Consider the following 24,593-nt stretch of genomic DNA (forward strand, 5'->3'; position numbering starts at 1 on the left):
ACTAGTTTAATTTAAGGATTTCCTTGATATCGGATATAATTTTATTTGCTAAATTTTCGGCTACAGTTTCATTTTCTGCTTCGCTGTAAATACGGATAATTGGCTCAGTATTAGAACGACGCAAATGTACCCATGTTTTATCGAACTCAATTTTTAATCCATCAATTGTACTATATGGCTGTTTTTTGTACTTCTCTTCTACCTGTTTTAATAAATTATCGATATCCATTTCTGGCGTAAGCGTAATTTTATTTTTTGAAATATGATATTGTGGATAGCTGCTTCTTAATAACGAAATAGATTTACCAAATTTTGCTAAATGCGTTAAAAACAAAGCGATACCTACCAAAGCATCTCTACCATAATGAGATTCAGGATAAATGATGCCACCATTACCTTCGCCACCAATAATTGCATTGGTTTCTTTCATTTTGTTAACCACATTTACTTCGCCAACAGCCGAAGCATTATACACAGAACCTGCTTTTTCTGTTACATCGCGTAAGGCACGCGTTGATGATAAGTTTGAAACCGTGTTTCCAGGTGTATTTTTCAAAACATAATCAGCAACAGCCACCAAAGTATATTCTTCGCCAAACATGCTGCCGTCTTCATTTACAAAGCACAAACGGTCAACATCCGGGTCAACCACAATACCTAAATCAGCATTTTGTTTTTGTACTTCTTTAGAAATTTCAGTTAAATTTTCTGGAAGTGGCTCCGGATTGTGTGGGAAATGACCATCTGGCGTACAATATAATTCAGTAACCCTGGTTACACCTAAAGCCTTTAATAAAGTCGGAATAAAAATGCCTCCTGTAGAATTTACACAATCGATAACAACTTTAAAATCTGCTTTTTTAATCGCTTCCACATCAACCAAAGGCAATGCTAAAACTTTATCAATATGTTTCTGTAAATAAGTATCGTTTTTAATTACTTTACCCAGTTTATCAACCTCTGCAAAATCAAAAGCTGCACTTTCTGCTAAATCTAAAACCTCTTTACCATCTAAATCGCTAATAAATTCGCCATCGGCATTTAGCAATTTTAAAGCATTCCATTGTTTTGGGTTATGGCTTGCAGTTAAAATAATTCCGCCGCCGGCTTGCTCATCTGGTACGGCAACTTCTACAGTTGGTGTTGTAGATAAACCTAAATCGATAACCTCAATACCTAAACCTTGCAGCGTACCGATAACTAAATTGTTAACCATTTCGCCAGAAATGCGGGCATCTCTACCTAAAACAATTCTTTTATTACCTGTTTTTTGAACTACCCAACTACCAAAAGCAGCTGTAAATTTTACTACATCTATTGGTGTTAAGCCATTTCCAGCTTGTCCGCCAATTGTTCCCCGTATTCCCGAAATCGATTTTATTAAAGTCACTTTTTGTATTTTAATTAGAGGCTCAAAAATAATAAAAAAATTAAGATAGCAGCTATTTCAAAATGCCTGAACCACTTAATTTACATTGTTTTTATATCTATTTATACGATGTATTTAATAGAAATATTTAATCAATCGTTTGTCCTTTTTTTTGAAAAGCAATCGCGGTATTGCTTCGGCTAATAAGTCCCGCCCCCGTTTTAAGCCGCAACCCGATAAAACCTGTGAAATAGGAAAGCAATCTATTAAAAACAATAGCCTTGCTGCCCAAATCGGGATTGCGGGCTTTCTCACTTCGGTCGGGTTTAGGTGGCTTATGATGTAGTGCTATTATGCTGAGCATGGCGTACAACAAATCAAGGTATCTTACAATCTACAAGCACAATTCGCCAAAGCAAAGTAAATTGATTTAACCTCTGGATTCCATGGTAGCAAAGATGAAGATGACCCAACAAATAATTAATTTTGCAATATTGTTGCATAAAACCAGGTGAGCACTTCTGATGCAAAGCTAAAATCTTATATTTGCAACCTTTTAAAATACAAAATGGCTTTTTATGCAGCGCAAATGGTTTCAGTATTGGTTTAATTCGCCATATTATCATATTCTATACCAACAAAGAAATGATGCTGAAGCCGAATTTTTTATAGATAACCTTACAAAATATCTTAAGCCACAAGAAGATTCCAAAATGCTGGACATTGCTTGCGGAAAAGGAAGGCATTCTATTTACTTAAATAAAAAAGGCTTTGATGTTACCGGGATTGATTTATCCGAACAAAGCATTAAATACGCAAAACAATTTGAAAACAATAAATTGCATTTCTTAGTGCACGATATGCGTAAATTGTTCTACATCAACTACTTTGATGTAGCTTTAAATTTATTTACAAGCTTTGGCTATTTCGATACGGAGAAGGAACATGTAAATGCCCTAAAAACGTTTAGAAAATGTTTAAAAGCTGATGGAATGTTAGTGCTTGACTATTTTAATACTGCAAAAATTATCAGAAACCTAAATTCCTGCGAAGCAAAATCATTAGATGGTATTACCTTTAACATATCAAAAAATGTAATTGAAGGAAAAATTATTAAAAAGATAAACTTCGAGGATAAGGGTAAAATATACAATTTTGAGGAACGCGTCCAGGCATTTAGTTTTGAAGATTTTGAACGTATGCTAGCTAAAGCCGGGATGATAATCGAAACTACTTTTGGCAATTATTCGCTTGATAATTTTGATGAATCATCATCAGACAGGTTAATCTTAATTTGTAAGAAAGCATGATAGAAAGCATACAGCAATTTGATATTGAGCTATTTTTGAAAATCCATCGTGGTTTATCAAATGGCTTTTTCGATTGGCTGATGCCTTTGCTACGCAACCGATTTTTTTGGTCGCCGCTGTATTTATTTATTATAGTTTTTTGCATAAAACAGTATAAAAAGCAAGGTTATTACATTATTGCAATGTTACTTTTTACGTTTGCCACATCCGATTTGGTTGCATCCAGAGTAATAAAACCTTTGGTTTCGAGAGTTCGCCCTTGTAACGATTTTAGCCTTGCTAATGAAATTGTACATCGCGTACCATGTGGCAGCGGTTTAAGTTTTCCATCGGCACATGCAACCAATCATTTTGCAATAGCAGTATTTCTAATTTGTTTGTTTTACAGCCGTTGGAAACCAATTTTACCCATTGGGATATTTTGGGCTGCAATTATCTGCTTTGCGCAAGTATATGTGGGCGTACACTATCCTGTAGATGTAAATTCTGGCGCATTACTCGGAGCGCTAATTGGTTTTGTTTGTTCAAGAATTTTTAAAAAATTACAACCTGATTTTTAAGCTATGGAAATCTGGAAATTTGCCGTACTTTTTTTCTGTGCACTGTTGGGTGGCTCGTCTATATTTTTGGTTAAAAGTGATAAATCGAAATTACTTAAGCTGATTTTATCTTTTAGTGGCGCCTACCTTTTTGGCATTACCGTTCTTCATTTAATTCCCGATGCTTACAGCGGACCAGATAAATGGCAGATTGGTATCTTCATTCTGATTGGTTTTCTACTTCAAATATTTTTAGAACAATTTTCTGAAGGTGTAGAACACGGACATATTCATAAACATCACAACGGAAATGTTTTTCCCTTTGGGATAATGATTAGTTTATGCTTACATGCCTTTTTAGAGGGTATGCCTTTAGCTAAAGACCAGCACAACGAATTAATATTCGGGATTTCTTTACATCACATTCCTGCTGCTTTTGCTTTAGCAAGTATTTTAATGCAAAATCATTTCAAAAAAGGAAGTATTTTTTTGTACCTGCTCATTTTTGCGGCAATGGCACCTCTAGGTTTTTATGTAAGTGTGGGCTTAAGCAATGGCACAATTGGTGGTGTTGATGCCTATTTCAACAAAATAATGGGTATTGTAATTGGTATTTTCTTACACATCTCTACTACAATTTTATTCGAATCAAGTGCCGACCATAAAATAAATACCCGCAAAATGGTTGCTGTTTTATTAGGTATTGGGGTTTCTTTGATAGGATTTTTCGCCGGAGGGCATTAAGAAGCAAAATTTATATCTATGGGTTTTGAAGTTAAATTATCTGAGATTTATAACAGCGTTCGGACCTAAGTCTAAATTAAAATCTGTCTTATTTCTTCTCTTTCTTTTTCCCATAACCCCAAGGGCAGTGTTTACATTTATTTTTACAGCAGTAGCCACGCTTTAAATGGTAAGCTTCTGTAAAAACCATAAAACCTTGTTCGTTGAAGTAAAAATCTTCGCCTTCTTTCATATATAGTTAATGAATGAATGAGTTTTGAATGATTGAATTTTAAATTATCGGATTAACAAATCTGTTTGCGTCAGCTTTATTTCATCATTCTATCTTTCATTCATTATTTTAATTTCCAGAGTATCCTTAAAATATTCTTTCAAATGTTTTCCGTCACCATGTAAAGTCCATACTTGTTTTGGTTTTACCTTTTCGATGGTTTCTAATATGGCATCCCAATCCGCATGATCTGAAATATACAAGGAAATTCCATTTGTCTGCTGCAAATTTTTCCAGCCCGATGCGAATGCCCTAACAACATTTATAGCTTTATGGTAACTGTGAAAAACCATTGGCGGTACGATATAAACCTGATGTTGTTGGTTATTCTTCATCACCTTTCTATCGTACATTTTATAATCACCAAGCTTAACGCCATAGTTTTCATAAATTTTTACAAAAGGCATAATACTATGGTGCACCATAATATTTCTGTTTGGGCAATGTTCATAAAGCAGCTGGATAATCCTTTGGCTCTTACCTAAAGCGTAAGCCCCAAGCATAATATTTGCTTCAGTTTCATTCAGTTTTTTTATCTCATCAATTGGCGAAGGGTGTTTAGTTTCTGGGTTTGCGAAGGTACTTTCTGTAATTAAAACATCTGCTTCAACAAATTCAAATGGCTCACAGGTTGCATCTGGTTCAATTTTATAATCACCGGTGTAGAGATATTTTACGCCATCATATTCTATTAAAACTTGCGCAGAACCTAGAATATGTCCGGCTGGATAAAAACTTATGCTAACCTCTTTAATTTTGAAATTCTCGTGGTATGTTTTTGTATGAAAATCGACCGCAGCAAATTTTCTATACCTATGTTCCATAAAAGTTTTGGTTGCCGCAGTACAATAAACATTTTGGCTTCCGCCTATTGCATGGTCGCCATGTGCGTGAGAAACCACTGCATTTTGAACTGGCTGTTGTGGGTCGAGGTAAAAATCTCCATAAATGCAATATAAACCAGTTGGTGTTATGGTGATAAAATCTTCTAAAATCATGAATAGGATTTGTTGGGTTGAAGGATAAGGCAGGATTTTAGGTAGATACAATAAGCATCAGATTTACAGATATTACTTTTAAATTTTCTTTGCTGCTAAATAATGCTCTTGTTTAGCTGTATTTAAAAATGTTTTATGTAGAGCTAAAACCTGTTCAATAATTGAAATTTTTTCATCATTATGAATAAAGTAATTAGCCAGTTTAGATTTTTCTTCGTCACTTAATTGCTTATCCATTCGTGCTTTCACTTGTTCTGCTGTAACATTATCACGTTGCATAACTCTTTTTATTCTGGTATCTGTAGGCGCTGTTACCAAAATCGTAGCATCAGTCATTTTGTAAGATCCACTTTCAAATAACAAAGCAGCTTCTTTTAATGTATAAGGAACATTAGCATCAATTTGAGCTTCCCAAGTATCAAAAGCTCTAAATACTGCGGGGTGCACTAAAGCATTCAATTTCGCTAACTCGGCTTCGTTATTAAATACAATACCGGCGATATGCTTATTATTCAGTTTGCCATCTTCAAAATAACTCTCTTTACCGAAAGCCTTTTTTATACCATCTACCAGCAAAGCATCTGTAACCATAATTTCTTTCGCAGCCGTATCAGCATAAAAAACAGGAATGCCTAAAACCTCAAACACTTTACAAACGGTAGTTTTACCGCTGCCAATACCGCCCGTTATACCAACTTTATACATTATTTCTCTACAACAAAATCAATTTTTGATGGAACAATCCGAACAAGCTTACAATAATCAGGAAATTGAGATATTTTTACCGTTAATTGATGGTGATTAAGCTTTTGCCATTCATCTGCATCAACCGTAGCCGTAATAAAATTTTCATCAACCTGCGCATAATTTCCTAAAGCAACTAAAAAAGTAACCTTTACTTTCTTCGGATATAATTTTATGCTATTGTAATTCCAATTGTTAGTAATCTTCAATGGCACTTCAACTGTTTTCTCGGTAAATTCATCAACCGGAATTTTAACCTCAACAACAGATGGGAAAATATTCACATTCTTTAAGGTGCTGTGTTGTAGAGCAACCCTAACTGATGCATTATTTTGAACTTTGAACAATTTCAAGGTATCAGTATTCCAGCTTTCAATTTTTTGCAGTTCTTCAATTGGTCCGGTTACAGTTACTTGTGTTGGCGTGAGCCTGATATCGTTAGAAATTCCATATTGACTCACAAAATCTATTTTCTGCACCAATTTTATATTTACCTTTTTTGTCGACCTTTTAGTGAAATCGAAATAAAGTGTATCTGGTTTAACAGAAATTATCTTTTGAGAAGTTTCTAATTGTTTGTTTATACCATAAAGCTGGTCGGAAAGCACTACATAATCTCTACGGTTTAGCTGATTTAAGCTTACGGTTATCGATTGTGGGTTTATCCTCAATCTAGCGAAAAGTAACTGCCATCCCGTACCTTCAACCCTTAAATCTACCGTATCTGATTGTGAAGGATGAAATGCTCTTTTCTGCGGGAAATTTTTATAAATAAGAACCGTTTTGGCAATGTATTCATATTTGTTGTTTAATGCCATAAATAGCCAGGCAGCAATTGCCAAGAGTAAACAAGCTAAGAGGCTTATTACACGTCTTTTTTCTATTTGAGTTAACTTTATAAACGGCATAGTAATATTTGTAGTTCAGAAAAGCTACGTGCTCAAATGTAATAAAACAAAAACAGTCCCGAAAGTTTTCGAGACTGCTGTAAAATTGAAATTACTTTTATTATGCTTTTGGCGTTATTGCAGCTTTAGTTGCATCTAATGAAACGGCAGATTTATCAAAACGTAACTTAGCTCCAAATTCTGATTCGATTACAAAAGTAGTTTCATTCATATCAATAATTTTTCCATGAATACCTGCTGTTGTAATTACTTTATCGCCTTTACCTAATTCTGCTACTAATTTTTTATGATCTTTTGCTTTTTTAACCTGCGGACGAATCATGAAAAAGTAGAATACCACCATGATTAATACCATTGGTACAACCGTACCCAACATACCACCACCTGCTGCTTGTAAAATTACTGTCGAAATCATTTCTTGTATTTATTTGTGTTGTTAAATTTATTTAACTCTTCTAATTGTTTATTAAAAATTGTGATTTGAATATTGAAATATTTAGATATGCTAATTTGAACATCCAACTATCTAATTATTTCTTCGCAAGCACCTCACCTACCAAGTGCACTGTGCTTGTGTTTGGATTTGCATTTGAGGTAACGGTAACCACTTTATCTTGCATTCCACCTTTACCGGTACTGTTAAAAACAACTTTAATTATACCTTCTTTGCCAGGCAATATAGGCTCTTTTGGTGTTTCTGGAATTGTACAACCACAAGTTGCGGTAGCATTTGAAATAATTAACGGACTCTTACCTACATTTTTAAACTTAAACTCATGGGTAACCGCAGCACCTTCTTCAATTTTTTCAAAATCAAAAATTTCCTGTTCAAATTTAATAACTGGTGCATCTGCAGGTGCAATAGCCGAAGCTTCGGTGCTGTTTACAGCAGCAACTTCTGTTGTAGAACTATTTGCGTTACGGCAAGCTGATAACGATAAAGCGGCAATTGCCAGGATGAATATCTTTTTCATATTATTCTTCAATTAATCCGCGACCTAATTTTTTAATCGTGTTATTCTTTTTCAGGTCGCCTAAAATTTTGTCTAAAATACCGTTAATAAACGAATTACTTTTCGGTGTACTGTAATCTTTTGATAATTCAAGGTATTCGTTTATGGTAACTTTAACCGGAATAGATGGGAAATTTAACAATTCGCAAATTGCCATTTTCATTAAAATTGTATCCATTAAAGCAATACGCTCCGATTCCCAGTTTTTAGTTCTTTCGGCGATCATTTCCTGATATTTTGCGTCATTTTGCAAAGTATGTACAAATAAATCCTGCACAAATTTGCTGTCTTCAATCCAATCAGCGCTTATTTCAGTAAGTTTATTTTTAAACGGATCATCAAATGTAAAGTTCTTTAGCGTTTTAGCAACCATGCCTTTCATTACTTCATGATCAACCTGCCAGTTAATAAACTTCTCTTCAAAAACCTGAATAATAGCCTGGTTTTTTAAAATTATCTTTCTGAAAATATATTTAATAATATCTTTTGATGATTCTAAACTTTCGTTTGGATCTGCAAGATATTCAGCATATTCTTTTGAAGCTTTTAATGAGTTAAATACCGTTTTACGGATTTCAGGATCGAAACCCCAATCAACTTTATATTTTTTAATTGCAGAAATATATTCTGGATTTTGCTGCATTAAAACACTGAATTTGTTGTTAAGCAATTTCAGGTTGGGATTAATATCCTCAGCGGTTTTGATGTGTTTGTTGGCACGTTCAGCAGCATCATTGGCTGTAAATTCCGTAACCTCTACCATTAGAGATAGCATCCAGATATACATTTCGTATACGCTGTCGATGCTTTGCATTAAGACTTTTAAATCACCTTTAATGTCTTTTTTATCTGCCATGTGCCAAGCAAAAATGTTTTGCAAAGCTTTAATTCTTAAGTGCCTTCTATTTAACATGAATGTAAGAACGAGTGTGGTTTGTTAAACCGGTTAATAATTATTTAATATGTTGATTTTATTTTCTTTATGTCCGCAATTCTTTTTTCAGCAATGCGGTTTGCTGCAATATTTGTAGGTATTTGTTCAGCTTTGCTCAGTTTTATAACATTTCTGGTTGCCTCGTAAATATTCTCAGTTAGCTGTACGGTGCGTTTTTTACCAAAGCCGGTTAATTCCGAATAACAAGCAATTAAACCTCCGGCGTTAATTAAATAATCAGGAGCAAAAAGAATACCCTTTTTCAAAAGCAACTCACTGTCTAAAACCTCATCTTTTAACTGGTTATTTGCAGAACCTGCAATAATTGCAAATTTCATGCGCTCAATGGTTTTATTATTAACGGTAGCACCCATAGCGCAAGGCGCATACACATCGGCATCAATTCCAAAAATTTTATCAGCCTCAATTGGCTTTGCTTTGTATTTTCTGGCTACGTAAGTAAGTTGGTCTTGATTAATATCGCTAATTAAAACTTCGGCGTTTTCTTTACGTAATAAAGCCACTAAATGTTCGCCAACGTTGCCAATTCCTTGTACTAAAACAGTTCTGCCGGCAAGCATATCTGTACCAAAAACTTCTTTAACACTGGCTTTTATACCTAAATATACGCCTTGTGCTGTAAATGGAGCAGGATTACCAGCGCCACCAATAGATTCTGGCACACCTGTAACATAATTGGTTTCCATACGGATATATTCCATATCACGCGTGTTCGTTCCCATTTCTTCGGCTGTAATGAATTCGCCATTCAGGTTTTTTATAAACTTGCCGTAGCTACGCATTAAAGTTTCCGATTTGTCTTTTCTAGAATCACCAATAATTACACCTTTGCCACCACCTAAATTTAAACCGGTAATAGCCGATTTATAGGTCATGCCTCTTGATAAACGAAGTGCATCTTCTAATGCTTCGGCTTCTGTTGTGTAGCTCCACATGCGTGTTCCGCCTAAAGCTGGCCCTAAAGTAGTATCGTGAATGGCAATGATTGCTTTTAGACCAGTGTCGGGATCATTACAGAAAACCAACTTTTTATGCCCGTAAGCACTTAATTGCTCTAAAATAGATGAATCTGACGAAGAATTTGCTGGCATAATGAACGTTAGGCTTAACCTGCAGCAAAAATAAAATAAAAAACCATTATTACACGTATTAAAAACAATCTATAGTGAAATTAATTAGACAAGCCCGTTAAACATCTGCCGAAAAGCCAAATACTCCTTTTAAGAATGTAAAATAAACCATTCGTTCTTTTGTAGAAAATCAGTTACAATAGTATTTAGGTAATTGCAGTCCCACCATTTGCTACCTGCCTACCGCAGTCAGGCAATCTTTTTGTTGATGTTTATAGCTGTAATTATTGGAGCTGAACACAAAAAGTATTTTCGCTGCTGTCGGTGTTAGATAACTTCTTTAGGAACTTGCTATTCATTGCCGTTGGTTTTGAACCAATGGATAATAGAAAATCAGATAGGAAATTTGAGTTTTAAGGCTTCGGTTTTGAGTTAATTAAACCTGACAGTAGCGAACACGCAGCCGAATTTTTATGAGGCAAGTAAAGCGAATGGCGGGGCCAACCCTAACCAATGAAAAGCTGAAACCTGCTTTTCAAAACCTTAAAAATGTCATTAGTTTTTAAAGCTTAAATACTTAAAAGTAAATATGCGGTATAGAATAACAAATTTATCTAAGTTTGTATTGTATGAAACACCTGAAACGCTTAAATAAATATTTCTTAAAATATAAATGGTGGATTATTCCGGGAAGTATTTTCGTGGTAATTTCTAATATTTTTGGTGTTGTGCCTGCTCAGGTTATTGGTTATGCCTTCGACTTAATTACCGAAAACATTCAGATTTATAGCCTTTTTGATGGTTTTAACCGCCAGCAAATTATTTATGATATTTTTAGCAATAGCCTTTTGTATTTTGGTTTTTTGGTTATTGCACTTTACGTTTTGAGGGGATTATTTTTATTTTTCATGCGCCAAACCATTATTCTTATGTCGCGACATATAGAATTTGATATGAAAAATGACATTTACCAACACTACCAAAGGCTCAGTTTAGGCTTTTATAGAAGAAATAATACCGGCGATTTAATGAATCGTGCTACGGAGGACGTAAACCGGGTGAGAATGTATGTTGGTCCGGCAATAATGTACACCATAAATACTTTTGTTTTATCGGTGCTTATTATTTGGTCGATGTTTGATGTAAACTCAAAATTAGCCATTTATTGTTTATTGCCACTGCCATTTCTGGTGTTTATAATTTACTATGTAAACACCCTTATTTTTAAGAAAAGCGGAAAGATACAAGAAAGGCTCTCCAGCTTATCAACATTTGTGCAAGAGCGGTTATCGGGTATCAGAATTATAAAATCTTATGTACGCGAAGATTATACACGCAGCATGTTCGAAATTCAAAGTAACGATTACAAAAAAGACTCGATGAGTTTGGTTAAGGTATCTGCACTTTTTTACCCAACAATGCTACTTTTAATTGGTTTGAGCACAATTTTAACCATTTATGTTGGCGGCATACAGGTTATGAATGGCAGCATAACGGCTGGTAATATTGCAGAATTTATTATATATATTAATCAATTAACTTTTCCGGTAACGATGCTCGGCTGGGTTACCTCATTAATACAAAGGGCGGCAGCATCGCAAAAGAGGATTAATGAATTTTTGGATATCCCATCAGATATTCAATCAACCAACAACAACGAAAGGTTAGTTAACGGAAATATCTCATTCAAAAACGTAAGTTTTACCTATCCTGATACAGGCATTGAAGCTTTAAAGAATATAAGTTTTGAGATTAAAAGTGGTGAGTTTGTAGCCATAATTGGCAGAACAGGCTCGGGTAAATCTACATTGGCAAACCTTATAATGCGAATGTATGATGTTGAAAACGGAGCTATAAATATCGACGGTGAAAATTTAAAAAACTTAAACCTTAAGGATTACCGGAATCAGATTGGTTTTGTGCCGCAAGAGGTTTTCCTTTTCTCTGATACCATTAAAAACAATATTGCATTTGGTTTGGATACTGTAACTGAAGATGAAGTTTACGAAGCGGCAAAAAATGCATCAGTTTATAACAACATTATTGATTTTGAAGAGCGTTTTGAAACCATGCTTGGCGAACGTGGAATAACGTTATCAGGCGGCCAAAAGCAGCGAGTATCGATAGCCAGGGCGCTAATAAAATCGCCACGTATTTTGATATTTGATGATTGTTTATCAGCAGTGGATACTAAAACTGAAGAAGAAATTCTGCAAAACCTTGGCAAAATAATGCACAATAAAACCAGCATTTTAATTGCACACAGAATTTCGACCATAAAAAATGCTGATAAAATATTGGTTTTAGATGATGGAAAGATAATAGAACAAGGCACACATAATGAACTGATTAACCTGAATGGCAGTTATACTGAGCTTTACAACAATCAGCTATTAGAAGAAGAAAGCCGTAGCGCTTAATTTGTTTGAATTCTATTTTGAACTTTAAATATTTGCTTTATATTTACCGAAACCAAAAACCAACATCAATACCAACCATGGGAGAATTCGACAATAAAGAGAGAGAAGAAGTTTTTTCAAAGAAAGTAAGAGCAGGTAAGAGAACTTATTTTTTCGATGTGAAGGCCACTCGTTCGGGAGATTATTACTTAACAGTAACTGAAAGCAAGAAAAGATTAGAAGACGGCGTATTTGTGAAACATAAAATCTTTCTGTATAAAGAAGATTTCGAAAAATTTACAGAAGGTTTAAATGAAACTGTAGATTACATTAAAACGCATCAAGATGTTGTAGAAAAACGCTACGAATATTCGGAAAACGGTGAGCATAGTGCAAAAACTACCGACGATTTTTCGTTTTAATTTAAGATAAATAGAAAGAGCCTTTAGAAACTAAAGGCTCTTTTTTGTTATGCAATGTTTTTTTATGTTGCTGCAATTCCGGCACCTACCATAAATATCATAAGAAAATAGAAGGCAATAATCATAATTGTAAGGATACCCCAATATTTAAAGAGCGATTTTAAGTTTGAAAATGAATCCTCTAAACTTTCCTGATCGCCAAAAAGCACTGCTTTTTTCGCCTTACTGGCAATTTTGTTGAGCAATAAACTTGGGTAAAATAATAAAAGACTTGTAATTAAATATATTACTGTAATGATGTTTGTACCAGCAGAACCTAATTGACTCATTTGAGCTGCCACCTTCGGATTGCTATTCATTAGAGTTGGAATACTAAAAGCAACCATAAATATGAATATAGAAACAACAATACCTACAATGGAGAGAAATTTGGCCCATTTAGTAATGTCGTAAATATAGCTTCTCATATTTTCTGATACGACCAATTTCACCTCGGCTTGCTGTTGCCCTTCCAAATCTTCCATAATGTTTTTTAAATTTTGCTAAACTTAGATAAAATATCCATCTGGCACAAATTACTGCCTTTAATTAAAGATTTTAAAAGCTTATCTTTGCCGCCTGAAAAAGGTGAAAGGTGAAAGGTGAAAGGTGAAAGGTGAAATCGTAAATCGTAAATCGTAAATCGTAAATCAAAACATATAAATGGCATTACAGTGTGGTATAGTTGGCTTACCAAATGTGGGTAAATCGACACTTTTTAATTGTTTATCAAATGCAAAAGCGCAAGCAGCAAACTTTCCGTTTTGTACAATTGAGCCAAATGTTGGCGTAATTACCGTACCTGATGATAGATTAACAAAGCTTGCGGAATTGGTTAAGCCAAATAAGGTGCAGCCAAATACAATAGAAATTGTTGATATTGCTGGTTTAGTAAAAGGAGCATCAAAAGGTGAAGGTTTAGGCAACCAATTTTTAGGAAATATTCGTGCTACAAATGCTATTATCCACGTTTTACGTTGTTTTGATGATGGAAATGTAATACACGTTGATGGTTCTGTAGATCCAATTCGCGATAAAGAAATTATCGATACTGAATTACAGCTTAAGGATTTAGATACTGTTGAAAAACGTATTCAGAAAGTTGAAAAAATGGCTAAAACCGGTGGCGATAAGGATGCTAAGCGTACTTATGAAATTTTAATTGTGATTAAAGCTCATTTAGAAAGTGGAAAATCTATTCGTACTGCCCCATTAGCACAAGAAGATTTTGATTTTATTGAAGATTTAGGCTTACTTACCCAAAAACCGGTAATGTATGTTTGTAACGTTGATGAAGCATCTGTTGTAACAGGAAATAAATATGTGGATTTAGTTAAAGCAAATGTTGCCGATGAAAATGCTGAGGTTTTAGTGATTTCTGCAAAAATCGAATCTGAAATCGCTGAATTAGAAAGCTATGAAGAACGTCAGGAGTTTTTAGCCGACTTAGGTTTGGATGAATCTGGTGTAAACAAACTGATTCGTGCTGCTTATAAATTATTAAACCTTTATACTTACTTCACCGCTGGTGTACAAGAAGTTAGGGCCTGGACAATTACCAAAGGTTTTACAGCACCACAAGCTGCTGGTGTAATCCATACCGATTTTGAGAAAGGTTTTATACGTGCAGAGGTTATTAAATACACTGATTTTGTAACCTTAGGCTCTGAAAATGCCTGTAAAGATGCTGGTAAACTTGGCGTAGAAGGTAAAACTTACGTTGTTGAAGATGGAGATATTATGCACTTCAGGTTTAACGTATAATTTTAAAAAAATATTTAAAAAATATAGGCTGCCAGAAATGGTGGCCTTTTTGTTTTTGCCACGGAAACACAGAAGACACGGAATTATTTGAATTAGTAACAAACCCGTCATTGAGAGGCACAGCCTGCCCCAAAGATTCGGGGAAACAATCTACATTAATCTATTTCTGCGCTTATCAGCGAAATCTGCGGGAAACTAAAAACTATTTGCCACGGAAACACAGAATACACGGAATTATTTGAAATGAATGAGTTACTAACATGTAAGCCTTACTCTGCGCTTATCAGCTAAATCTGCGGGAGACTAAAAACTATTCGCCACGGAAACATTGAATACACGGAATTATTTGAAATGAATGAGTTACTAACATGTAAACCTTACTCTGCGCTTATCAGCGAAATCTGCGGGACACAAGAACATCAATCAAAAATCCTCATACTACCAATCCGTAAGCCGCCAACTGGGCTTTAGTATCTTCATAACTAGTATGATGAATACCCTTTAAACCTAAACCTTCTGATACCTGTACGAAAAGCATTCTATCATCAATATATAAGCTTGTTTCAACATCGCTTTGCGAAATATCGATTGCAACTTTAAAAATATCTGCGTCAGGTTTGCGGAAATGAACAAAACTTGATGAAACAAAGAAATCAACAAACTCATTAAGCTTAAAAGTATTTATTCGATATTGATTTAGTTCCCTCCCTTCGTTACTAATTACAGCAACTTTGAGGCTATATTTTTTCTTTAAATCGCATATTAATTGAATCATTTCAGGGTAGGGCAATGATTTTTTAAACATGAATTCCTTAAAATCATCATAACTAAAAGAACGCTCTTCAAAGAAAACAATTCTTTCCAGGTATTCATCAAGCGTAAGCTTACCAACTTCGTAAGTATCAAAAGTTAAATGATGGCGCTCTTCTAAATCTACAGAATCAAGGTTAAAAAGAACCGCAGCTTCTCCCCTTGCCTTTCTATCCCAACCATTGGTTAATAAAACGCCACCTATATCGGTAAAAAGTGTTGTGATTTTTTTTTGCATAACTCATTATTAAAGTAAAATTCCACTTAAGAATAATATCGCGAAAGAAAAGTAGATTATCAAGCCAGTAACATCAACTAGTGTTGCCACAAAGGGCGTTGATGAAACTGCAGGGTCTGCTCCTACTTTTTTAAGCAAAAGCGGCAACATTGAGCCCATTAATGTTCCCCATAAAACCACTCCAATTAACGAGCAACCAACTACTAAACCAATTCTAACATAATGATCGGTAAAGCCTGGCATAAAAAGGTTCCAGCTGGCAATTACGGCAAAACTCAGCAAGCATAAAGTTCCGCCTAGTAACATACCCGAAAAAATTTCCCTTCGCATTACGTTCCACCAATCTCTAACCGTTACTTCGCCTAAAGCCATCGCCTGGATTATTAATGTTGCAGCCTGCGAACCGCTATTTCCTCCGCTAGAAATAATTAAAGGGATAAATGTAGCCAGTATAACCACTTTTGCAATCTGGCTTTCGAAGTTTGACATTGCCGCTATGGTTAGTAATTCACCAAAAAACAATACAATTAACCAAACCACACGCTTCTTGTAAAGCTCAAAAACCGGAACATCTAAATATGGCTCGTCTAAAGCCTGCGAACCACCAATTTTATGAATATCCTCTGTGTATTCTTCATTGGCAATCCATAAAATATCATCAACAGTAACAATACCTAAGAGGATATTTTGCTCATCAACAACAGGTAAAGCAACACGGTTATTCATTCTAAAAATACTGATAGCATCTTCCTGGGGGTCGTTTGCTTTTAAAGCGATAAAACGTTTATCGGTAAGTTCACCAATTATGGCTTCAGGATCTGCCAGCAAAACTTCCCTAATCCTAATATCATCAAGCAATACACCGTCTTTATCAATAACGTAAACTACATCAATGGTTTCAGAATTTTTACCATAACGCCTAATGTGCGCCAAAACCCTGGTAATAGACCATTCCGGTTTAACAGCAATGTAATCTGGCGTCATTAAACGCCCAATACTGTATTCATTGTAACCTAAAAGTGCCAGCGATTCCTTACGCTCTTCGGGAGGTAAAAGCGTAATCATTTTCTTAACCACATCACCCTTTAACTCACTAAAAAGTGCGGTACGGTCATCAGGAGGCAAATCTTTAATAATTTGATTTAGCTTATTGCCCGATAATTTTTTGATAATTCTTTCCTGGGTACGAAAATCGAGAATTCTGAAAACATTAACCGCTCTGTTTAAAGAAATCGTTTCAATAAATTTGGCTGCATGCTGCGGAAGTTCGTCAATCAATTCCTCCACATCCGAGATATTCAGTTCATCAAGATATCGCTTTAATGCTTTATCATTATCTTTTTCAAGTAGTTCCTGAATCTCCTCTACAACCAATTCTTCCATAAGCAAATTAATATTTTTTTACATGCTAAAACCTCTGTTAACGGTTCGCAAAGGTGCGGTTTTATTTTCTAAAATGCCAATTTTGGCGTTAAGGCAGCGTTAATTTTAAGTAAAGCAGTTGCTGTAACTCGGTTTTAGGTCAGTCCTGCTTTCCGCTAAATCTTTCTCGCCGAAAAGCTCAAAAGGATACCGCTGCAATAAGGTTTAATTAACAAAGTTTGCACACATTTGTTATTTCAGTTTGCAAAAAGCAGATTAAAGTTTGCGCTAAATTTTGTTTATTAAACGCAATCAACACAAAATCAATAAGTTATTAAGGATGGTTAAAATAGCAACATTAGCTTTCAAATTAAGTAAACTAACATTTTGATTCTATATATTTGCATCGTTTTGCTCCCGTAGTTCAATGGATAGAATTATGGTTTCCGGTACCATCGATATGAGTTCGAATCTCGTCGGGAGCACAATTTAAAAGCTACAATTAATGTTGTGGCTTTTTGTATTTGTAAATCCATTTAAATTATTTGCTTAAAGACCATTGTGCCTTACAGCTACTAAGCTTAGTTCAAAACCCGGCATCTCATTTATCCCGACTAATATAATACTCTGCTAATTCGTTTGGTTTATCGGTATTAATCCAATCTACACCTAAACGTTCTAAAATCATCCAGGCATTACGATTGTCGGCTGTTGCCCAAAACCTAAAAGGCTTGCCTGCATTGTGCGCATCATTAATTAGTTTTTCAAGCTTCGCATAATCGGCTGGTGTGGGTTCGTCCGTTCCGTTCCAAGCCGTATATTTTTTAATGTTTTGACTAATCATGCCTACTCTTTTAAGCTGATTCTGAGTATAGCTGGTTTCTGGTCTGCCATCAAAGAAGATGTATTCTGGCCAATTTGCGAAATCTACAGGCTGAGGCATATCTCCGCTTATTACAATTTTTATAGCCTCAGGATTTCTCACAATATTAAAAACCTTCTCAAACTCCTTTAATTCTATAATTAGTTTTTTAAGTACGTTAACATGGTCTTCTTTTATATCGATAACCAATTGCAGATGTTTTGTTCTATCTTTAAAAGCATGGTGATTATGCGCTTTAAATAACTCAGCCAATGGAGATAAATACAATGATTTTAAGGTTTTTAGAATATTGATTTCTTTAGCTTCATGCGCTACATACAATTCTCCATCTTTTAAAAAAACATCGGCTTCTATCGAATTCATCCCAGCCTTGTATGCCATAACTAATGGTAAATTTTGATGATAATCGTTATGACTGTGCCCTTTGCTTTTAACATTTTGAGCCAATGTAGAAACCGATAATAAAATTATAAAAGCAAGGCTGGATAGAATTATTCTCATGGATGATTGTAAGTTGCTGACAAATTAAATAATATTACTTTGATTTCAACTATGCTTAAACCAAGAGACGGAAACATCCTTTGTATCAAAATGGATTATTGACAGACTTCAACAGAAATAATGAATAATCTTCTTGCTGCTTAATCATAATCAAAAGCTTTTAAAAAACTAATTGTTATTTTTGCGGCAATGATTATTTACAAAACCGATGAACAAGTAGAACTGATGAAAATCAGTGCGCTTCTGGTAAGCAATACTTTGGCAGAAATTGCAAAAATTTTACGTCCGGGTTTAGCGACAATTGAGATTGATAAACTGGCAAATGAATATATTTTGGATAATGGCGCTGTGCCTTCTTTCTACAACTACAGCGGCTTTCCACACCATATTATAACTTCTGTTAACGATGTTGTTGTACATGGATTTCCGGGCAAAGAAATATTAAAAGATGGCGATATTATCTCTGTTGATGTTGGCGTTATCAAAAACGAATATCACGGAGACCATGCTTATACATTTGTAATTGGCGATGCCAGCGAAGAAATTTTAAAGCTGGTAAGAACCACCAAAGAATCCCTTTTTATAGGCATTAACGAAGCGGTTGCTGGTAAGCGATTGGGCGATATTGGTTTTGCTATTCAAAATCATAATGAAAAACAAGGCTATGGTGTTGTTAGAGATTTTGTTGGTCACGGACTTGGGAAAAGCATGCATGAAGCGCCGCAAGTGCCAAATTACGGCAAACGTGGAAGCGGTTTAATGCTAAAAGAAAACCTGACTATGGCTATTGAGCCCATGATTAATTTGGGCAAAAAAGATGTATTTATCGAAAAAGATGGTTGGACGGTGAGAACCGTTGATGGAAAACCATCCGTACATTTTGAACACGATGTTTGTGTTAAAAAAGGCAAAGCACTTATTTTATCTGATTACAGCCCAATCGAAGCAGCTGAGCAAAATAATATCAATTTAAAAGTTAGCTAGCTCATTACAAGATTTGAAATTCTACAGCATAATTGCATTATTTTTTTTAGGTTTTAGCAGTAACGCACAGGTTTTGAGAAAGAAAACCACCATGCTAATGGGCGGTCGATTTGAAATTACCATTGTTGCAAAAACTGCTGTATTTGCCGAGCAAAATATAGACACCATTATAAATGAAATTAGCAGAATTGAGTATCTAATTTCTGATTGGAAACCAAATTCACAGGTTTCGGAAGTGAATAGAAATGCTGGAGAGAAGCCTGTAAAAGTTGATAAAGAGGTTTTTGAGCTTACCAAACGAGCAATTAAACTATCGCAACTTACAAACGGTGCTTTCGACATCAGCTTTGCTGCGATGGATAAAATCTGGAAGTTTGATGGATCGATGACTGAAATCCCATCTGTTGATGAAATTAGGAAATCTGTAGAAAAAGTTGGCTACAAAAACATCATTCTCGATAGTGTAAACTCCACAATTTTTTTAAGTAAAAAAGGCATGAAAATTGGCTTTGGCGCTTTAGGAGAAGGTTACGCAGCAGATAAATGTCGCAACATGATGCTTGCCAAGGGAATTAAGGCCGGAATTGTAAACGCAACCGGCGATATGAGCACATGGGGAAAGCAACCTAATGGCAAAAAATGGCTTGTTGGCATCACCAACCCATATAATAAAGATAGCCTTTTCGCCGCCGTTCCGCTTTACAATAAGGCTATTGTAAGTTCTGGCAGCTACGAAAAGTTTGTAATTTTCGATGGCAAACGATATTCTCACATTATAAATCCGGCTACCGGCTACCCGGCTACCGGACTAAGCGGTGTTACGGTTTTCGGTCCGGATGCTGAATTGGCAAACGGATTAAGCACTTCGATAATGGTTTTAGGTAAACATGCAGGATTAAATTTCATTAAGCAATTTCCTAAATATAGTTGCATTATGTTTAGCGACAACGGCGAGATTTTTCTATCCGATAATCTGGTTAAAAGGACTGTAGAACGCTGGAAAAAAATGCTTTAACTATGTCAGCATTTTTCAAGACCCATTATAAGTCTTTTAATTTTAATAACAATCCATCAATACCTGTCCGTGAGATTGATAAAAACTGACGCTTTTCCCCTCATGCTTTTGGCACAACGCTTCAAGCCATTCAATTACATCTTTTTGCATACTTAAAGAGCCGCAAAGCATTATTACAGCCCCGTCTTTTAGCGCAGAATAAATCGTTTCAGCATCTCGGGAAAGCAAATCTTTAACATATTGTTTTTCGCCTTCACGAGACAAGGCTATGCTTAGTTTAGTCAGTTTATCCGCATCAGATTTCAGGGCATTTTCGTAGAGCTCAAAAGAAACTTTATTTCTGAAACCGCAATAAAGGTGAATATCTCTGCCATCTCCAAACTGATTTATCATCCCTAAAAAAGGTGCAATTCCGGTTCCGTTAGAAACCATAATTACTGTTTTTGCCTTTAAAGGAAAATGAAAATGCTCATTTCTTAAAAGTGCTGCATTTAAGGTTTGTCCATCTTCTAGTGCATGTAAAAATCTTGAACCTAAACCATTTTCATGCAACTTAACGCTCAGCTGAACATCTTTACCAATTTTACCGATTGAGTATTGTCTTTCGCGATGATCGTTTGCAGGATAGATAGAAAGTAAATCGCCGGAAGTAAATTTTATACCTTTTACAGGCTTTAAGCGAACAATAAAAGAAGTTTCTTCATGACTTGAAATCTTTTTTTCTACAACTGTAAACTGATGTAATTTTACTGGTTTAGTTTCTAAAAGTTTTGATAAAGATGTGGATTCTACATTAGAACTTTGCGCCCACAATGTAGCCCACTTCATAAAATCTTCAGGAGATCTATCGTTAACGGTATGTATTTCGAGCAATGGTTTTGCCCAGTTTTGCTGCGATAAAGCATTATTTACTTCGTAACCAAATTTGCAAAAATCGGGATAGGCATGCGAGCCAAAAGCAACAACCGAAAAATCAATATGATTTGCCTGCCGGAATTTATCTAAAAGCTTTAAAAATTTAGTTGAATTTGTTGGCGCATCGCCAATACCATAAGTTGCTGTTAAAATAATGAGTTGCTTGGCTTTTGGGAAAACTTTATAATGATTTAGTTGCCCGATAAAAGATGTTTTCCCACTTTTCGATAACAGCTGGTGAATGGCTTTTGCAAAACGAAAAGTTGTTCCATTTTCAGAACCAACTAAAATGATATATTCTGCCTGCTCTGCTTTATATTTATTTTTAACCTGATTAGATCTTCTTTTCCACCAAATAGCAAAGCCTGAATAAATAAAAAAAAGAATATTTGCTGATGCGACCGCTAGAACAATTGCCCAGATTGCATTTGTTCTACCGGTATGCAAATCCATACTTAATGCAGTTAGCAATTTAGCATTCGAATATCGCTGCTCAGTTAGTACCTCGCCTGAAATTTGGTTTATGGTTAATTCCCTATCCTCAAGTTTTAATGTAAAATAATCTTCTACATCTTCAGAAAACGGAAACTCGATTGATTTTAGGCTGGATAATTTGGTGTTTTTAAAAATTTCAAAATCTGCAGTTTTCTTTTCTGGATTGGTTTTTAAAGCATCAATATTAACTTTATGAGAAATTTTCTGTTCTTTAATAATCTCGAAAGTCTGCAACGATAAGATAGTTCCACTAATTGAAATGATGATTATCGGAATTAGTAAAAGCCTGCCTAAAACAACATGATAATATTGGGCGAAATTATCTTTAACAATTTTCGAAAAAAAATTTTTAAAACTTCTTTGGCGCTGTATAATTAAAACCGTTCCGGAGGTTGCAATGAGGAATAGCAAAAACGATGTTAAACCAATAAAGAAACGGCCAAGTTCATGCAAAAAAAGTGAACGATGTAAGGCGGTTATCCATTGAAAAAATTCATTTTCTTTAGCAACCTTGCCTAAATTTTTTCCGGTTTTAGGGTTGATGTAGAATTTACCGGAATTATCACTTAAATCTGTAGCATCAACCACTACAAATTGATTATAATCAACCGTAACCTCAATAATATCGGTATAGTTATTTTTAAGATTTGGAATAACATCAGCTATGCTAAGTTTATTGAAATCTTTAACCTTAAAAGGCTGAATTTTTTCGGTTACGGGCTTGAAAGAAAGGATGATACCCGTTACAGATGCAAGAATTAAAAAAAGAAAAGAAGATACAGCAAATGCCAAGTGGCTATATCTCCATATTGAAATTGTCATTTAAAAGCCTTTATTAGTTCGCTATTAAACGAACATATCTAATATAACCAGTACCTTCAGTTTTAGCGGCAATACCTTCTGTAGTTAAAGGCACTTCTAAATCTTTAACGATGTATTTTTTATCTTCAACAGCCGATTCAAAACGTAAAGTATAACCTTTGTTAATTTTGGAATTTTCAATCTCAAAGGTAGTAACACTTCTATCACCTCCTGTTACCGAAGCGCCAGTAATTGCACTTAGGTTTGTAGGTTTCTTTTTATAAAATTTGTGCCATTCTTTAACATCAGGATACCATTTTTTATCAGAACCCATAACATAAAGTGTTTTTTCGTAAGCACCCTTAGCATCAACTAAAGAAACAACAATATAGGCTCCTTCTCCAACATAATTGGTCATCTGCAACATACACTTGTATTTTGTAGTTTTTTGCGCCATAGATGCGTAAGAAGTTAAAAATACAATACCTAAGCCTAGGCATACTTTATAAATGCTATTCATTTTTTTATTTTAAAAAGTCAATCGATATTTTGTTCTTAGAAAGATATTCGTTTTCAGTAGCCAAATCATAAGGGGTTTCCTTAAATTCGGTTGTTACATCTTTTTTAGCTCCGATAGAAACCAGATATTTCATCAACTCAACATCTTTGGCGGTCATAGCAGCTTTGTGTAAAGCCGTGTAACCTTCTTTATTTTTAAGGTTAACATCAATTTTTAAGGGCTCAATGCGTTTTAATAAGCCTAAATCATTTTTCGCAACCGCAAGATGGTACAATGAGTTACCATTATCCTGAACTTTTTTAATGTCGAAACCTTTTTCGGTTAGCAGTTTTAATTTAGCTTCAAAATCTTCCATACCGCGTGGGTTGTAAGCCTGAAAAAGATAAGCGGCAAGGTTATCACCATTTTTATCTATATGGTTTAAGTTTGCGCCTTTCTCAATTAAAAATTTTACCACTTCAGCAGAATTACCACGAACGGTGAAATCTAATGCAGAAACACCTTTAGCGTTTATTTGGTTGATGTCTTTAACATTTTTTGCCAATAGTTCGATTGTGGCTAAATCTTTGTTTGAAGCTGCAGCATTCATAAAAGCAGTATTTCCTTCTTTATCTGGTTGGTTCACATCCACACCTGTTGACAGGAAATAGTTAATAATTTCTTCTTGTTTTGGTTTACGAACAATGTTGTGTAAAGCTGTTTCGCCATTGTTTCCAACTGCTGTTGGTTTGATTTTTAAGCTTTCTAAATATTGGAAAACTTCTAAACCATTTGATGTTCCTCGTCCGCCCTGACTAGCCATAATCATTGCATTATCCGTATATTTCACACCTTTCTGAAGCAATTTCTTCATTAACTCAATGTTACCACCTTTTGCAACGTAGTTGAAAGCAGTATTTCCGGCAGCATCCTTACTGTTTAAATCTAAGCCTTTAGCTACGAAATAATCCGTTAAGGTTAAATCTTTATCATTAGGGATTGCGATTAACAATGCATTTGCACCATCGTGATTTAGATCTTGCTTTAAATCCGAGCCGTTCTTTATCAATAAATCGTAAACCTTAGTGTTTTTTTGTCCGCCAGCCGCAGCAAAAGTTAATGCGGTATAGCCGTGGCTATCTTGAATATCAATTTTAGCACCATTTTTTAAAAGATATTCCATAACAGGAATGTTTCCTTTGGATGATGCCCAAATTAAATAGGTTCTGCTATCATGCGTTAATTTATTAACATCGTTACCCGGCTGAGCCAAAAGATACAAAATTGACTCTGTTGGTGCACCACTATTTATCGCAAAAACAGTTGCATCAAAAGAAGAAGGATTTAATTGTGACGGGCTACTGCCTTTCTCTATTTCTGCCTTAATGGTCGCTAAATCAGTATTCCCTTTCCAGAAAGCTTGATCAAAAAAAGCGTTCTTCTGAGCTTGCACAGTTAAGGAGGCAAAAGCTAAAATAGCAAAGATGATTTTTTTCATTTTAGAAGCTAAATATTATTGTGAGTATTCAATTCGTAATGGTTTTT

25 protein-coding genes and 1 tRNA gene are annotated in these 24,593 nt (G+C 35.0%); 9 read left to right on the forward strand and 17 right to left on the reverse strand.

The genetic code is table 11. The features are described from left to right. Position 1 precedes the first annotated feature (1 nt). Both glmM and LUA86_RS17620 read right to left on the reverse strand, forming a co-directional pair. Positions 2–1,390 carry a phosphoglucosamine mutase gene (glmM, locus tag LUA86_RS17615; RefSeq protein ID WP_231465243.1) on the reverse strand — a complete coding sequence of 463 codons (1,389 nt, stop codon included), beginning with the start codon at positions 1,388–1,390 and terminating at the stop codon, positions 2–4. 127 nt (positions 1,391–1,517) lie between these two features. After that, complete coding sequence (locus tag LUA86_RS17620) at positions 1,518–1,733, reverse strand: hypothetical protein (protein ID WP_231465245.1); 216 nt, start codon at positions 1,731–1,733, stop codon at positions 1,518–1,520. Positions 1,734–1,947: 214 nt separating this feature from the next. Here LUA86_RS17620 and LUA86_RS17625 point away from each other — a divergent pair, with 214 nt between their 5' ends. The 3 genes from LUA86_RS17625 to LUA86_RS17635 are packed head-to-tail and all read left to right on the forward strand — an operon-like array spanning position 1,948 to position 3,962. Next, complete coding sequence (locus tag LUA86_RS17625) at positions 1,948–2,679, forward strand: bifunctional 2-polyprenyl-6-hydroxyphenol methylase/3-demethylubiquinol 3-O-methyltransferase UbiG (RefSeq protein WP_231465247.1); 732 nt, start codon at positions 1,948–1,950, stop codon at positions 2,677–2,679. Beyond that, positions 2,676–3,239, forward strand: coding sequence for a phosphatase PAP2 family protein (locus LUA86_RS17630; RefSeq protein ID WP_231465249.1), 564 nt, complete (start codon positions 2,676–2,678; stop codon positions 3,237–3,239). The genes LUA86_RS17625 and LUA86_RS17630 overlap by 4 nt, the downstream gene beginning before the upstream one ends. Positions 3,240–3,242: 3 nt before the next feature. Further along, positions 3,243–3,962, forward strand: coding sequence for a ZIP family metal transporter (locus LUA86_RS17635; RefSeq protein WP_231465251.1), 720 nt, complete (start codon positions 3,243–3,245; stop codon positions 3,960–3,962). An 88-nt stretch (positions 3,963–4,050) separates the two neighbouring features. On the opposite strand, the gene LUA86_RS17640 is transcribed toward LUA86_RS17635, so the two are convergent. From LUA86_RS17640 to LUA86_RS17675, 8 genes are all read right to left on the reverse strand, one after another. Continuing rightward, positions 4,051–4,194 carry a DUF5522 domain-containing protein gene (locus LUA86_RS17640; protein ID WP_231465253.1) on the reverse strand — a complete coding sequence of 48 codons (144 nt, stop codon included), beginning with the start codon at positions 4,192–4,194 and terminating at the stop codon, positions 4,051–4,053. Positions 4,195–4,283: 89 nt separating this feature from the next. Then, on the reverse strand, positions 4,284–5,231 hold the full coding sequence (locus LUA86_RS17645; protein ID WP_231465255.1) for an MBL fold metallo-hydrolase: 948 nt from the start codon (positions 5,229–5,231) through the stop codon (positions 4,284–4,286). Positions 5,232–5,309: 78 nt separating this feature from the next. After that, on the reverse strand, positions 5,310–5,936 hold the full coding sequence (gene coaE / locus LUA86_RS17650) for a dephospho-CoA kinase (RefSeq protein WP_231465257.1): 627 nt from the start codon (positions 5,934–5,936) through the stop codon (positions 5,310–5,312). Further along, a complete protein-coding gene (locus tag LUA86_RS17655) occupies positions 5,936–6,883 on the reverse strand; it encodes a YbbR-like domain-containing protein (protein ID WP_231465259.1) in 948 nt (315 codons plus the stop codon). Before LUA86_RS17655 ends, coaE begins: the two co-directional genes overlap by 1 nt. Positions 6,884–6,983: 100 nt before the next feature. Beyond that, positions 6,984–7,298, reverse strand: coding sequence for a preprotein translocase subunit YajC (yajC, locus tag LUA86_RS17660; protein WP_231465261.1), 315 nt, complete (start codon positions 7,296–7,298; stop codon positions 6,984–6,986). Positions 7,299–7,413: 115 nt separating this feature from the next. Beyond that, positions 7,414–7,857 (reverse strand): DUF1573 domain-containing protein, encoded by a 444-nt coding sequence (locus LUA86_RS17665; protein ID WP_231465263.1) that lies wholly within the window; start codon positions 7,855–7,857, stop codon positions 7,414–7,416. 1 nt (position 7,858) lies between these two features. Next, a complete protein-coding gene (gene nusB / locus LUA86_RS17670) occupies positions 7,859–8,809 on the reverse strand; it encodes a transcription antitermination factor NusB (protein WP_231465265.1) in 951 nt (316 codons plus the stop codon). A 44-nt stretch (positions 8,810–8,853) separates the two neighbouring features. Then, positions 8,854–9,942, reverse strand: coding sequence for a Glu/Leu/Phe/Val dehydrogenase (locus LUA86_RS17675; protein WP_231465267.1), 1,089 nt, complete (start codon positions 9,940–9,942; stop codon positions 8,854–8,856). Positions 9,943–10,550: 608 nt separating this feature from the next. Here LUA86_RS17675 and LUA86_RS17680 point away from each other — a divergent pair. Together LUA86_RS17680 and LUA86_RS17685 are read left to right on the forward strand one after the other, a co-directional pair. Next, positions 10,551–12,341, forward strand: coding sequence for an ABC transporter ATP-binding protein (locus tag LUA86_RS17680; protein WP_231465268.1), 1,791 nt, complete (start codon positions 10,551–10,553; stop codon positions 12,339–12,341). Between the two features lie 77 nt (positions 12,342–12,418). Next, entirely contained in the window at positions 12,419–12,742 is a 324-nt protein-coding gene (locus tag LUA86_RS17685; protein ID WP_231465270.1) for a DUF3276 family protein, read from the forward strand. A 62-nt stretch (positions 12,743–12,804) separates the two neighbouring features. On the opposite strand, the gene LUA86_RS17690 is transcribed toward LUA86_RS17685, so the two are convergent. Continuing rightward, the gene (locus LUA86_RS17690; RefSeq protein WP_231465272.1) at positions 12,805–13,266 is read right to left on the reverse strand and encodes a DUF5362 family protein; all 462 of its coding nucleotides are present in this window, start codon (positions 13,264–13,266) and stop codon (positions 12,805–12,807) included. Positions 13,267–13,444: 178 nt separating this feature from the next. On the opposite strand from LUA86_RS17690, the gene ychF reads away from it, so the two are divergent. Next, complete coding sequence (gene ychF / locus LUA86_RS17695) at positions 13,445–14,545, forward strand: redox-regulated ATPase YchF (RefSeq protein WP_231465274.1); 1,101 nt, start codon at positions 13,445–13,447, stop codon at positions 14,543–14,545. Positions 14,546–14,978: 433 nt separating this feature from the next. Here ychF and LUA86_RS17700 read toward each other — a convergent pair whose 3' ends face one another. Continuing rightward, positions 14,979–15,593 carry an HAD hydrolase-like protein gene (locus LUA86_RS17700; RefSeq protein ID WP_231465276.1) on the reverse strand — a complete coding sequence of 205 codons (615 nt, stop codon included), beginning with the start codon at positions 15,591–15,593 and terminating at the stop codon, positions 14,979–14,981. A 9-nt stretch (positions 15,594–15,602) separates the two neighbouring features. Continuing rightward, on the reverse strand, positions 15,603–16,976 hold the full coding sequence (gene mgtE, locus LUA86_RS17705) for a magnesium transporter (protein ID WP_231465278.1): 1,374 nt from the start codon (positions 16,974–16,976) through the stop codon (positions 15,603–15,605). Positions 16,977–17,368: 392 nt separating this feature from the next. Between mgtE and LUA86_RS17710 the strand changes: the two genes are divergently transcribed. After that, positions 17,369–17,440, forward strand: a tRNA-Arg gene (locus LUA86_RS17710). Positions 17,441–17,556: 116 nt separating this feature from the next. Here LUA86_RS17710 and LUA86_RS17715 read toward each other — a convergent pair. Beyond that, positions 17,557–18,339 (reverse strand): phosphatidylinositol-specific phospholipase C/glycerophosphodiester phosphodiesterase family protein, encoded by a 783-nt coding sequence (locus LUA86_RS17715; protein WP_231465280.1) that lies wholly within the window; start codon positions 18,337–18,339, stop codon positions 17,557–17,559. 189 nt (positions 18,340–18,528) lie between these two features. Between LUA86_RS17715 and map the strand changes: the two genes are divergently transcribed. Next, entirely contained in the window at positions 18,529–19,323 is a 795-nt protein-coding gene (gene map, locus LUA86_RS17720) for a type I methionyl aminopeptidase (protein WP_231465282.1), read from the forward strand. Positions 19,324–19,336: 13 nt separating this feature from the next. Next, a complete protein-coding gene (locus LUA86_RS17725) occupies positions 19,337–20,338 on the forward strand; it encodes an FAD:protein FMN transferase (protein WP_231465283.1) in 1,002 nt (333 codons plus the stop codon). A gap of 42 nt (positions 20,339–20,380) precedes the next feature. On the opposite strand, the gene LUA86_RS17730 is transcribed toward LUA86_RS17725, so the two are convergent. Genes LUA86_RS17730 through LUA86_RS17740 form a run of 3 tightly spaced genes read right to left on the reverse strand, consistent with a single transcriptional unit; the run spans position 20,381 to position 24,546 of the window. Continuing rightward, complete coding sequence (locus tag LUA86_RS17730; RefSeq protein WP_231465285.1) at positions 20,381–22,570, reverse strand: PepSY domain-containing protein; 2,190 nt, start codon at positions 22,568–22,570, stop codon at positions 20,381–20,383. A 13-nt stretch (positions 22,571–22,583) separates the two neighbouring features. Then, a complete protein-coding gene (locus LUA86_RS17735) occupies positions 22,584–23,069 on the reverse strand; it encodes a DUF2271 domain-containing protein (RefSeq protein ID WP_231465287.1) in 486 nt (161 codons plus the stop codon). Positions 23,070–23,073: 4 nt separating this feature from the next. Beyond that, positions 23,074–24,546, reverse strand: coding sequence for an ankyrin repeat domain-containing protein (locus LUA86_RS17740; protein WP_231465289.1), 1,473 nt, complete (start codon positions 24,544–24,546; stop codon positions 23,074–23,076). Between the last annotated feature and the right edge of the window lie 47 nt (positions 24,547–24,593).

The sequence above is a fragment of the Pedobacter sp. Leaf132 genome (genome assembly GCF_920984695.1).
Classification (GTDB): Bacteria; Bacteroidota; Bacteroidia; order Sphingobacteriales; family Sphingobacteriaceae; genus Pedobacter.